The following is a 12,889-nucleotide window of genomic DNA, read 5'->3' on the forward strand; positions in this document are numbered from 1 at the left end:
ACAAGGCTGGCGTTCAGGCATCGACACCCGGCCCGTACGGGCAGTACGAAGGGAGCTTCATACAGTGAGCCAGATCCAGATCCGCAAGCGCCGAGGCCTCTTCAACGCCGTCTCGCTGGACCTGCGGACTCCGTCGGGGCGGCCGATGCCGTACTAGTACTTCAATCCCTGCTTTCCCGAATCCCCCGCCCCACCGGGACGCCGGAGCCGATGAGGTCACCACATGGATCGGCTCCGGCGTCTCGTGTACTCCCTGTAACGGAGGCGACACCGCCGGCGGGGTCATCCGCGGTCGTGATGCTCGTCCTGAGCGGCCCGGTTCCAGTCACCGACCCAGACCGCGATCTGGGCGCGTGAGGTGAAGCCGAACTTGCTCAGGATGTGTTCGACGTGACCTTCGGCGGTGCGCTGGGCGATCACCAGGGACGCCGCGATCTCCTTGTTGCTCATGCCCTGGGCGACGAGCTGGGCGATCTCCATCTCCCTGGGGGTCAGCAGCGACGGCCGCCCGGACCTGTCGGACTGCTCATCCCCGGAAGCGCCTTCGTCGAGGGCGTAGGAGAGCGCCTCGTCGTAGGAGAGGCGGGCGCCTCGTTCGACGGCCATGGAGAAGGCCGACTCTCCCAGAGCCCGACGGACCTGCGACTCGCATTCGTCGTGGTAGCGCATCAGGTGCCCGAACCCGGACAGCGGTGCTCCGATCGCCTGCCAGGCGGTCCGAAGGATTCCCAGCAGCCTGGCCGCTCTCCGATACTTGTGCTCCGTGGTGGCGATCCAGGCCAGCGCCTCCACGCTGAGCCCGATGCCCAGCGAGTCTTCGAGCAGGCGGTCGAACCTCAGGCTCTCCTTCTCGAGTTCTGTCGCGCGACCGAGGTCGCCCTGACGCCATAACTCGATGCCGAGCGCCGCCATCGCGTACGCCCTGTGCCAGCCTTCCTCGTGTTCGTCACACAGCGCGATGCATTCCTCGCCCACGGAGACGGCGCGTGGCGAGTCGCCCAGAAAGGAGTGGGCCAGGGAGAGCCGGATGAGCGTCAGCGCCAGGCCTATCGGATCCCCGGTGGCGCGGTGGCGGGTCGCCGCCTCCTCGTAGAGGGCGACCGCCGATTCGGCGTCCCCCTCGTTCATGGCGACCATCCCGAAATAGAGCGCGACGTGGGCGAGGACCGGCTCCTGTCCCAGGAGCTCCCCGAGACCCCGGCTCTCCTCCAGCATCGCGGTGGCGGAGGGAATGTCATCCTGGAGGATGGCCAGCCAGCTGCCGGCCCACAACGCCCGGGCCCGGACCTCGCTCGATGAGGTGTCGGCGGCGAGCCCCCGGTCCAGCCAGCGGCGCCCCTCGCCGAGGTAGTAGCTGGTGATCCAGTGGTAGAGCAGGTCGGCGGCCATGCCCAGGCCGGTCGCGGTCTCTCCCGTTTTGGTGAAGCAGTGCTCCAGGGCGACGCGCAGATTGGCGTGCTCAAGCTGCAACCTGCTGAACCAGGCCACCTGGGACGGGCCGAACAACCGGCTGTACGCCTCCGCCGACAGCTTCCGGTAGTAGTCGCAGTGCCGGTGCTGTAGCTCTCCCTCTTCCCCGGACTCCCGCAGCCGGTCGCGGCCGTACTGCCGGATCGTCTCCAGCAGCCGGTAACGCACCCCCGACGGATACTCCTCCCGGATCAGGACGGACTTGTCCACCAGCCCGATCACCAGGTCGATGATCTCCTCGCGGGCGATGTCGTTCCCTGAGCAGACCGTCTCGGCCGCCTCCAGGTCCAGACCCCCCGCGAACACCGAGACGCGCTCCCAGAGCAGTCGCTCCTGGTCGGTGCAGAGGGCGTAACTCCAGTCCATCAGGGCGCGCAGCGTCTGGTGACGGGGCAGCACCGCCCGCGAACCCGCGGTGAGCAGCCGGAACCGGTCATCCAGCCGGTTGAACAACTGCTGGACGGACATCGCCCGCAGCCGCACGGCCGCCAGCTCGATCGCGAGCGGGATGCCGTCCAACCGGCGGCAGATCCCCTCCACGGCCTCCCGGTTGTCGTCGGTGACGGCAAAATCGGGCAGGATCGCCTCAGCCCGCTCGGCGAACAGCCGCACCGCGTCAGAGTGCGCGAGCGCCTCGACGGACGGCGGCGGAACATCGGAGTCCGGCAGCGCCAGCGGCGGCAAGGTCAGCGTGTGCTCGCCGTCGATGCCCAGGGTCTGCCGGCTGGTGACGAGAATTCGCAGGTCAGGGGCGGCACGTATCAGCGCTTCTGTCATTACGGCGCACTCGTGCAGCAGCTGTTCGCAGTTGTCCAGGATGATCAGGGACTGGCTGCCCCGCAGGTGGTCGGTGAGCACCTCCATGAGCGACCGGGAGGAGAAGTCGCGGATCTCCAGAGCCTCCGCCACGGTCTGGACGAGCAGCTCCGGTCTGTCCAGCGCGGCGAGCTCGACCAGCCACACGCCGTCCCGGAAGGCCCGCCGCACATCGGCCGCGACCCGCAGGGCCAGCCGGGTCTTGCCGACCCCGCCCACACCGGTGAGCGTCACCACGTGGGCCCCGGACAGGAGGCGTTTGACCTCGGCCACCTCGTGCCGACGCCCCACGAAACTGGTCACCTCGGACGGCAGCCTCTGTGCCCGCCGCCGCTTGGAGGTGGCCGGTGCTAACGCATTCATCGGCGCCTCACGCCGGATTCGTCCGGTGGATCACCATGCACCGGAATCAAGCCGACAAAACCTAGGTTATGCCCTAACCGTTTCTGGTTATACATGCCCTTGCGCGCCCTTGCTCATGCCTCGTGCACAGTGTGACGGTTGACACCACCGATGCCATCGGTGGCGTCACGCACGAGGCCGTGCCGCCCGGGAGCCGACTGCGATCTTCATCCTTAGGGGGCGCTCGGTCGTTGACAGCGGCGCGTCGCGTGTCGGATTGTGAAATCAGCTGTTAATAGCGTAAAGCGGAGGAATGGGCATGAAATTGCACGTCCTCGACTGTGGAGCGATGAGCTGTGACCTGACCTGGCTGCTGCTCAAGCCGGGCCGCACGATCAGACCCAGGTCGGAGCGGGATAAACCGGTCGAATGGTATTCCTGTACGACTCACGCGGTTCTTGTGGAGACGGACGAGGGCACCCTGCTGTGGGACACCAGTTGCCCACGTGACTGGGAGACCCGCTGGGTGCCGACGGGGCTCCAGGAGTTCTTCCCCTACGACCAGGTCTCCGAGGAGCAGTATCTCGACGCCCAGCTCGGCGGGCTCGGCGTCGGCCCCGAGAACCTCGACTACGTGGTGCTCTCACACCTGCACTTCGACCACGCGGGGAACGTGCGGACATTCGCCGGCACCGGTGCCCGGCTGGTCTGCAACGACAGGGAGAAGGAGTTCGCCTTCGGCTACGAGGGCGCGTTCACCGGGGCGCACCTGAAGGCCGACTACGAGGGTCTCGAGTTCGAGACGGTCTCCGGCGACACCGAGATCCTCCCGGGGGTCACGCTCATCGAGGCGCCCGGCCACACGCCCGGCACGATGGCCATGCGGGTCGACCTGCCGGAGTCCGGGACCATGATCTTCACCTCCGACGCCGTCTACCTGGGCGACTCCTACGGTCCGCCCGCCATGCCCGCGTCGATCGTCAACGATCTGAGCGCCTGGTACGCCTCCGTGGAGAAGATCCGTTCGATCGCGGAGCGGTCCGAGGCCAATGTGATCTTCGGCCACGACGCGGCGCAGCTGCGCTCCATGCGTACGGCTCCCACGGGCTTCTACCAGTGAACGGCTTCCAACCAGTGAGAGAGAAGTGACGACGGTGTACACCGCTCCGAGCAATCCCGAGTCCGTCTTCACCTACGGAGCCCCCGCGCTGAAGTTCGGCCCGGGCGCCTCGGCCGAGATCGGCTTCGACCTCGGCCAGTACGGCGTCCGCCGGGCCCTCGTCATCACCGACCCCGGGGTGGCGGCCACCGGAGCGCCGCAACGGATCGCCGAGCAGTTCGCCGCGTACGGCATCGAGGCACGTGTATATGACGGCGTGCACGTCGAGCCGAGCGACGAGAGCATGCGCGCGGCCATCGAGCACGCGCGCGCCTCCGGCCCCTGGGACGCCTTCGTCGCGGTCGGCGGAGGGTCGAGCATCGACACGGCCAAGGCGGTCAACCTGCTCACCACCAATCCCGGCGAGCTGATGGACTACATCAACCCTCCGGTGGGAGGCGGCCGGGCGCCGTCGAATCCGCTCAAGCCGCTGGTGGCGGTGCCCACGACCACCGGCACCGGCGCGGAGAGCACCACGGTCTGCGTGCTGGACGTGCTGGAGCTGAAGGTCAAGACCGGGATCAGCCATGTACGGCTCCGCCCGGTCCTGGCGGTGGTCGATCCCGACCTCACGCTGACCCAGCCCGCGGGGGTGACGGCCGCCGCCGGGATGGACATCCTCTGCCACGCGCTGGAGAGCTACACCGCCCGGCCGTACACCTCCTACGAGCGCAAGCGTCCCGAGGAGCGCGTGCCGTACTGCGGCTCCAACCCCGTGGCCGACATGTGGTCCGAGCAGGCCCTGCACCTGCTCTCCCGTTCGTTCCGCAGCGCCGTACTCCACGGGGACGACGTCGCGGCCAGGGCGGAGATGGCGATGGCGGCGACCTTCGCCGGGCTGGGATTCGGCAACGCGGGCGTGCACATCCCGCACGCCAACGCCTACCCCATCGCCGGGCGGGTCAGGGATTTCCGGCCGGAGGGGTATCCGGACGAGGAACCGATGGTGCCGCACGGAATGGCCGTCGCGCTGACCGCCCCCGAGGCGTTCCGGTTCACCTTCGAGGCCCAGCCGGAGCGGCACCTGCGGGCGGCCGAGCTGCTCGACCCGTCCGCGGGCAAGCCGAACGATCTCGCGGAGTTCCTGCCCGGTGTGCTGATGAAGCTGATGCGGGACATCGGCATTCCCAACGGCATCGGCGGCGTCGGCTACACCAAGGCCGACGTCCCCGCACTCGCGGAGGGCACGATGAAACAGCAGCGCCTGCTCGCCACCTCTCCGCGGCCGGTCGACGAGGACGACGTGGCGGGCATCCTGACACGCTCCATCGAACTGTGGTGAAACGGGGACGTGGCCGTTTTCGCAAGGGTGGCGCGGTGGCCTTTCGAGGGCGACAAGGCCGTCTTGCGAGGGTGACGCGGTGGTTTACGGGGGGTCCTTGCGAGGGCGAGGCGGTGGTTTTTACGAGGGCGACGTGGCCGTCTTACATGGGCGGGGCGGTCGTTTTACGGGGGCGAGGTGGAGGACGTGACCACCTTTGCGAGAGCGTAGAGAATGTGGCGATTTTCGAGGATTTCGAGAATGAGGTGAGGACGTGGCCATCTACGAGCTGCGCTGCCGCGAGGGACACCGCTTCGAGGTCATTCAGTCCTTCACCGCGCCCCTGCCGGGCTGCCGCGAGTGCGGTGCGGCCACCGACAAGGTCCCCAGCAGGTTCGCGGTGACAGGCAGGGCCGCCACGCCGCCGCCCGCCGAGATGATGCCGCAGACCTGGCGGGGCACCCACAACGCGGACCGGGAGTACGTCGCCGAGCTGCGGCGGGCCGCCGACGCCCGCCGCGACCTGGAGGAGCGGCACCCCGAGCTGGCGGGCGACCGGAGGCCGATCATCGCGCACGAGGGCCGCTACGAGAACGCGCCGTTGCGTGCGGGCGACCGGCCGCCGATCGGTGACGTCCCGGGGCACGGTCGGCCGATCGGTGATATTCCACGTCGCGGACGGTCAACCGGTGACGTCCCGGGGCACAACCGGCCGGTCGGTGATATTCCGAGTCATGGTCGGCCGACCGGCGTCCCGGGTCATGGCCGTGGGAACACGCACGGCCAGGGGCGTGGGTCCTCGGCCGACGGGCCGCATGCCGGGGGAGCAGCAGGGGGAGTGACGTCCTGAAGCCATCCGAGCTGGCCACCGCGCTGCGCCGGGCCGGTGTACGCGACGTCGACGCCTCGTCGAGGAGCCGGGCGGAGTACTCCTCCGACGCCTCGCTGTACCGGGTCCCTCCCGCGGCGGTGGTCTTCCCCCGCGACGCGGAGGAGGTCGCCGCCGCCCTCGCGCTCTGCCGAGCCGAAGGGGTGCCCCTGACCGCCCGGGGCGCGGGGACCTCCATCGCGGGCAACGCGGTCGGGTCCGGAGTGGTCCTGGACTTCACCCGCCACATGGGACGGCTGAAGTCGCTCGACCCGGAGGCGCGGACCGCGACCGTCGAACCCGGGATCGTGCTCGACACGCTGCAGCGCCTGGCCGCGCCGTACGGCCTGCGCTTCGGCCCCGATCCCTCCACGCACAGCAGGTGCACGATCGGCGGGATGATCGGCAACAACGCCTGCGGGTCCCGCGCGCTCGCCTACGGCCGTACCGCCGACAACGTCCTGGCTCTCGACGTGCTCACCGGAGGCGGGGAGCGGCTCTCCACGGGGCGCGCCGCGGACAGGTTCTCCCCAGGACGCGGCGCGGACGGGTTCTCCACGGGACGGGATGCTCACGGGTTTCCCGCCGGACGCGGCGCGGACAGGCCCTCCACGGGACGCGGTGCTCACGGGTTTCCCGCCGAGCACGGCGCGGGCGGGCTCTTCACCGGGCATGACGCGGACGGTGCCGAGCGTGGTGTGGACGGCTCGCCGACGCTGATCGGGCTCCAGCGGGTGGTTCGCGACAACCTCGCGGTGATCCGCACCGAACTGGGCCGGTTCCGGCGCCAGATCTCCGGATACTCGCTGGAGCATCTGCTCCCCGAGCGCGGGTTCGACGTGGCCAAGGCCATGGTCGGCACCGAGGGCACGTGGGGCGTGGTGCTCGGAGCCGAGGTTCTTCTGGTCGAGGCGCCCGCGCGCACCGTGCTGGTCGTGCTCGGTTACCGGGACATGGCCACGGCGGCGGACGCCGTACCCGCCCTGCTGCCGCACCGGCCCGTCGCGATCGAGGGCATCGACGCACGCATCGTCGACGTGGTGCGGACCCGGCGCGGAGCCGGGCGCGTACCGCCGCTTCCTGCGGGGGCCGGCTGGCTCATGGTCGAGCTGGGCGGCGATTCGGAGGCCGAGCTGAGATCGGCGGCGGTCGCGCTGGTGACGGACTCGGCCGCCGACGACAGTCTCGTGATCACCAACCCGGCCCACGCGGCCGCCATCTGGCGGATCAGGGAGGACGGCGCGGGGCTGTCGGCGCGTTCGGCCGCCGGCGCTCCGGCCCACGCGGGCTGGGAGGACGCGGCCGTTCCTCCGGAGCGTCTCGGCGCCTACCTGCGCGAGTTCGAGGCGCTCATGATCGGCCATGGGCTGACCGGCGTGCCGTACGGCCACTTCGGGGACGGCTGCCTGCACATCCGCATCGACTTCCCCTTCGACCGGGCCGACGGCGCGAAGGTGTTCCGCGACTTCGTCTTCGACACCGCCCGTCTGGTCGCGTCGTACGGGGGCTCGATGTCCGGGGAGCACGGTGACGGCCGGGCGCGCGGTGAGTTGCTGCCGCTGATGTACTCCCCGGCCGCGCTGTCGGTTTTCGCGGCCGCCAAGGCCGTGTTCGACCCCGGTGACGTGCTCAACCCCGGCGTGATCGTACGGCCCGCCGCGGTCGACGCCGACCTCCGGCTCCAGCCGCCGCCTCCTCCCGTCAAGGGCACGGCCTTCTCCTACCCCGACGACGGCGGCGACCTCACGGCCGCGGTGCACCGGTGCACCGGGGTCGCGCGGTGCCGGTCCGACATCGTGGACAGCGGCGTCGTCATGTGCCCCTCCTACCTGGCCACCCGCGACGAGAAGGACTCCACGCGGGGCCGGGCGAGGGTGCTCCAGGAGGCGGTGAACGGCGCGCTGCCCGGTGGCCTGCGGGCGCCCGAGGTGCGTGAGGTGCTCGACCTCTGCCTGTCCTGCAAGGGATGCAGGTCGGACTGCCCCACCGGTGTCGACATGGCCACCTATAAGGCCGAGGTGCTCCACCAGACCTACCGTCATCGCCCGCGCCCGGCCGCGCACTACACGCTGGGACGGCTTCCGCGCTGGGCGCGGCTGGCCGGACTGGCTCCGAGGGTGGTCAACGCGATGCTGGGAGTGCGGCTCATCGCCGCGATCGCCAAGCGGCTGGGTGGGATCGACCACCGGCGCTCGCTGCCCTCGTTCGCCGAGCGCCCCTTCCGCCGTCGCCGCCCGACACGGACGGCAGCCCCGGGCACGGGGACGAGCCTGAGCGCGGGGACAGGGACGAGCGCAGGGAAGGGAAGAGACACGGGCGCCGGGAAGGGCCTGAGCGCAGGAACGGGGGCAGAGCCGGGGACAGGCACGGGGGCTGGGATTGGTACGGGGAAGGGCCTGAGCGCAGGAACCGAGGCAGAGCCCGGAACAGGCACGGGGGCTGAGATTGGTACGGGGACGAGCCTGAGCGCAGAACCGAGGGCAGGGACGAGCCTGAACGCAGGGACGGGGACGAGGGTGGTGCTCTGGGTGGACACCTTTACCGACTGCTTCTCGCCCGAGATCGCGCTGGCCGCCGTGCGGGTGCTGAACGGCGCCGGCATCGAGGTGGCCGTCCCGCGCGCCTCCCTGTGCTGCGGGCTCACCTGGATCTCGACCGGACAGCTTGACACCGCGCGGCGCAGGCTCCGGCGGACCGTGGACGCCCTGGCCCGGTACGCGGAGGAGGGAACGCCGATCATCGCGCTGGAGCCCTCGTGCACGGCGGTACTCCGCTCCGACGCCGTCGATCTGCTCGGCGGCGGCGATCGCGCCGCGAGGCTCGTCGCCGCGTCGGTCCGGACCCTCGCCGAGTTCCTGACCGACCTGCCGGGCTGGACGCCACCCGACCTCGGCGGCGTGGAGGTGCTGGCCCAGCCGCACTGCCACCATCACGCGATCATGGGGTGGGACACTGACAGGGAACTGCTCGTCCGGGCGGGCGCCTCGGTGACGTCGGTCGGCGGCTGCTGCGGCCTGGCCGGCAACTTCGGCGTCGAGCGGGGGCACTACGAGGTGTCGGTCGCGGTCGCGGAGACCCAGCTCCTGCCGGCCGTACGGCGGGCGGGGAAGGACACGATTCTGCTCGCCGACGGTTTCTCCTGCCGTACCCAGCTCGACCAGCTCGCCGGTGCCAGGGCCTGCCACCTCGCCGAGCTGCTGGCCGACCCGCCCCGATGACCGGGGAAACGACCCGGTAGGCCGCCGGAACTCGCCGGGCAGGCCGTCACACCTGGAGGGACCTCCGCAGGAGGACGCCGGGGAATTTCCCCGGAAGGACACGGGGAACCCTGCGGGAGGGCGGCAGGGAAATCTCCGCGGAAGGACGCACGGAAACGTCTGCGGAAAAGGTCACCGGAGACGGTCTTCAAGCGCGTCTAGGGACTGCCCCCACGGCCCTGTGGGCTCTAGGATGCCCGGAGGCTGGCGATAGAGCCCCTTAACATCCGACTTGACGGATGTTGTGCTCTATTTGTTACCAAAGAAGCACTTAATGCCTTATGTTACAGAGTCACGCTTCTGATGCATGTGTGTTCCGCCCCTCCCCCCATGAGGTGATTAGTGAAGAGGCGCCTGCTTCTTGCAGTGCTCGCGTCCGCGAGTATCGCCATTCCGCTGACGGTAATCCCGTCTGCGGCGACCGCGGACTCCATCCGGCCCTCCAGCTTCGAGCGTCTGGAGGGGGCATTCAGCTACACGAACTTCAAGCCTGCCGCCCTGGATCCCGCTCGTCAGCTCAAGGTCCTCATCCAGGTCACAGGCACACCGGTCGGTGACGCCACGGCCGACGCCGAGGAGGCCGGCAAGACCGTCGACAAGCCGTCCCTGCGCTCCGCGCTCAAGAAAGAGCAGCAGAGCGTCGAGCAGAAGGTGGAGACCGAGGGCGGAAAGGTCCTCGCCACCTACACCGACAGCTTCAACGGAATCGCCGCCACGATCCCTGTGCGCAGCCTGCCGGCACTCCAGCAGGCCCCCGGGGTCGTCTCCGTGCACCCCACCCGCACGTTCAGCCGTGACAACACGGCCGCCGTCACCTACATCGGAGCCCCGCAGGCCTGGCAGGACCTCGGCAAGACCGGTACGGGCGTCAAGGTCGCGATCATCGACACCGGGCTGGACTACACCCACGCCAACTTCGGTGGCTCGGGCAACCCGGCCGACTTCGCGAACAACGACGGCACGGTGATCGAGCCGGGCACGTTCCCGACCGCCAAGGTCATCGGCGGCTACGACCTCGTGGGCGACGACTACGACGGCGCCATCCCGACCTCGTTGCCCAAGCCCGACCCCGACCCGCTCGACTGCAACGGCCACGGCTCCCACGTGGCGGGCAGCACCGCGGGCTTCGGAGTCGACACCGCCGGTAAGACCTACACCGGCTCGTACGACTCCACCACGCACACCAAGGCCTTCAGGATCGGCCCCGGTGTGGCGCCCAAGGCCTCGCTGATGTCCTACCGCGTCTTCGGCTGCGAGGGCTCGGCGAGCGAGGAAGTCATCGTCTCCGCGATGGAGCGGGCTCTCAAGGACGGCGCCAACGTCGTCAACATGTCGCTCGGCTCGTCCTTCGGCCGTGTCGACGAGCCCTCCGCGCAGGCCGTGCAGACGCTGACCCGGGCGGGCGTGACCGTCGTCGCCTCGTCCGGCAACTCGGGAGCGAACGCCTACATCACCGGAGCCCCCGCCGTCGCCCCGAGCGCCATCTCGGTAGCCGCCATCGACGCCGCGCGCGCCCAGCTGCCCGCCGCGAAGATCTCGGTGGACGGTGTCGAGATCATCGCGCAGAACTCCAACGAGGCGCCCCTGCCCTCCGGAACGCTGCCGATCGCGGTGCTCCGCACCAGCTATCCGTCGGGACCCGTGTCGCTGGGCTGCGCCCCGGCCGACTACGCGGCCTACCCGGGTGGCGTCGCCGGCAAGCTCGTGATCACGCTGCGCGGCACCTGCGCCCGGGTCAAGCGGGCCATCCTCGGCCAGCAGGCCGGCGCCGCCGCGGTCGCGATGATCAACACCGACGCCGCCTACCCGGCCCTGGAGGGTCCGATCACCTCCGACCCGGACACCGGTGAGGCGTACACGGTCACCATTCCGTTCCTCGGCATCAGGAGCACCGACGCCGCCGCGGCCGCCTCGCTGGACGGCAAGAGCACCGCGCTGACGGCGCTGACCCTCCCCAACCCCGGCTACGCCCAGCTCGCCTCCTTCTCCTCGGGCGGCCCCAGCAACGGCAGCAGCGCGGTGAAGCCGGACGTGACCGCGCCCGGTGTCGCGGTCGTCTCGACCGGTGTCGGCACCGGTTCGGGCCCCGCGACGATCTCGGGCACCTCGATGGCCTCCCCGATGGTCGCCGGTGTGGCCGCGCTCGTGAAGGAGGCCCACCCGCGCTGGAAGCCCGGCGTGATCAAGGCCGCGATCGTCAGCACGGCCGACGCCACCTCCAAGATCGTGGGCTACACCGCCAGGGTCGCCGGTTCCGGCGTCGTCGCCACCCGTCAGGCGGTCGGCGCCTCCGTGGTGGCCGAGACCAAGAAGGACGGGGGCAACCTGTCGTTCGGTCTGCAGAAGATGACCGGCGCGTTCAGCGGGAGTGAGGATCTCACCCTCCGCAACACCGGCAGCACCTCGGTCACCTACGATCTGGCCGCCGCGTTCAACGGCCAGTCCTACGGCGCGCAGGTCGCGGTCTCTCCCGCGTCCGTGACCGTGGGCCCGAACAGCAGCCGCACGGTGAAGGTCACCCTGTCGCTCAGCGCGCAGGCCGTGGCCGCGCTCCCCGCCGCCGAGGAATCCAACTTCGGCACGCTCACCCACATCCAGGGTGCGGTCACCGCCACGCCGAAGCAGGCCGCCGAGGGTGTCTACCCGCTGCGGGTCGCGTTCTTGCTCGTCCCGGACGCCCAGTCCCAGGTCTACTCCACCAACCCGGGCAAGTACACCCCGGGCACCGGTGGGCTCACGACCTCCATCAAGGTTCAGAACGGCGGTAAGCACTCCGGTGCCGCCGACGTCTACGCCTGGGGCATCACCGACGCCGATGACGTCACCGGCGCCGAGGACTCGATGGACGTCCGCGCGGCCGGGGTGCAGTCGCTCCCCGGCGCGGTGCTCGGCGGTGCCAGCACCGACCGGTCGCTGGTCTTCGCGGTCAACACCTCGGGCCGCTGGTCCAACGCGGCGGCCAACGAGTTCGACATCCCGATCGACACCAACGGTGACGGGGCGCTCGACTACATCCTGGTCGGCGCGGACTACGGTCTGGTCACCACGGGTGACCTCGACGGCCGGTTCGCCTCGTTCGTCTTCAAGGCCGACGGGTCCCTGGTGGACGCGTGGGTCGCCACGGCTCCGATGAACGGCGGCACGCTGCTGATGCCGGTTCTCGCCTCCGAGATCGGTCTGGCAGAAGGCTCCTCCCGCTTCACCTACTCGGTGACCGGCATCTCGCAGGTTCCCGAGGGTCTCGTCGACGACACCGAGGCGGCGGCGTTCGACGCCTTCGCCCCGGCGATCACGACGGGGACCTACGTGCCGCTCGCGCCCGGCGCCTCGTCCACCATCGAGCTCACCGTCGACCAGGCGAAGCTCGCGGCCACGCCGGCGAAGGGCTGGCTCGTGGTCAGCCTGGACAACAAGGTCGGTGACGAAGCCGACCAGCTCGACTTCGGCAGGTTGCCGGCCGCAAAGCCGTAACCAGCACATACGGCAGTAACTCAACAAACACAGCACGCAGGCGCCCGTCCCCGGATCCCCGGGGGCGGGCGCCCGTGCGTGGACGGCCCGGCCGGAGGAGCGCCCGTGCGTGGACGGCAGAGCCGGAGAACGACCGTGTCGAAAGGCGGCCGGCGGCGCGGGTCGCCGCGATCGGGCGTGTCCACGACGGACGTCGATCTGTCATCTCCCCTGACATACGGTGACGGGATCGCGCAGCGTGTGCC

General features: G+C 70.1%; 6 protein-coding genes. 5 read left to right on the top strand and 1 reads right to left on the bottom strand.

Annotated elements, in window-relative coordinates:
- Positions 1-282: 282 nt before the first annotated feature.
- Positions 283-2,649 (bottom strand): LuxR C-terminal-related transcriptional regulator, encoded by a 2,367-nt coding sequence (locus DKM19_RS09795; RefSeq protein WP_110695422.1) that lies wholly within the window; start codon positions 2,647-2,649, stop codon positions 283-285.
- A gap of 298 nt (positions 2,650-2,947) precedes the next feature.
- Here DKM19_RS09795 and DKM19_RS09800 point away from each other — a divergent pair, with 298 nt between their 5' ends.
- The 5 genes from DKM19_RS09800 to DKM19_RS09820 all read left to right on the top strand — a co-directional run bounded on the left by DKM19_RS09800 (position 2,948) and on the right by DKM19_RS09820 (position 12,644).
- Complete coding sequence (locus tag DKM19_RS09800; protein WP_110695423.1) at positions 2,948-3,748, top strand: N-acyl homoserine lactonase family protein; 801 nt, start codon at positions 2,948-2,950, stop codon at positions 3,746-3,748.
- 25 nt (positions 3,749-3,773) lie between these two features.
- A complete protein-coding gene (locus DKM19_RS09805) occupies positions 3,774-5,069 on the top strand; it encodes a hydroxyacid-oxoacid transhydrogenase (RefSeq protein ID WP_110695424.1) in 1,296 nt (431 codons plus the stop codon).
- A 253-nt stretch (positions 5,070-5,322) separates the two neighbouring features.
- Positions 5,323-5,898, top strand: a complete 576-nt coding sequence (locus DKM19_RS50565) for an FmdB family zinc ribbon protein (protein WP_204358728.1) — start codon at positions 5,323-5,325, stop codon at positions 5,896-5,898.
- Complete coding sequence (locus tag DKM19_RS51555) at positions 5,895-9,134, top strand: FAD-binding and (Fe-S)-binding domain-containing protein (RefSeq protein ID WP_239514428.1); 3,240 nt, start codon at positions 5,895-5,897, stop codon at positions 9,132-9,134. Before DKM19_RS50565 ends, DKM19_RS51555 begins: the two co-directional genes overlap by 4 nt.
- A gap of 381 nt (positions 9,135-9,515) precedes the next feature.
- Complete coding sequence (locus DKM19_RS09820) at positions 9,516-12,644, top strand: S8 family serine peptidase (RefSeq protein WP_110695426.1); 3,129 nt, start codon at positions 9,516-9,518, stop codon at positions 12,642-12,644.
- Positions 12,645-12,889 lie beyond the last annotated feature (245 nt).

Origin of the sequence: Streptosporangium sp. 'caverna' (assembly GCF_003203775.1) — a bacterium.
In the GTDB taxonomy this organism is placed as follows: Bacteria; Actinomycetota; Actinomycetes; order Streptosporangiales; family Streptosporangiaceae; genus Streptosporangium; species Streptosporangium subroseum.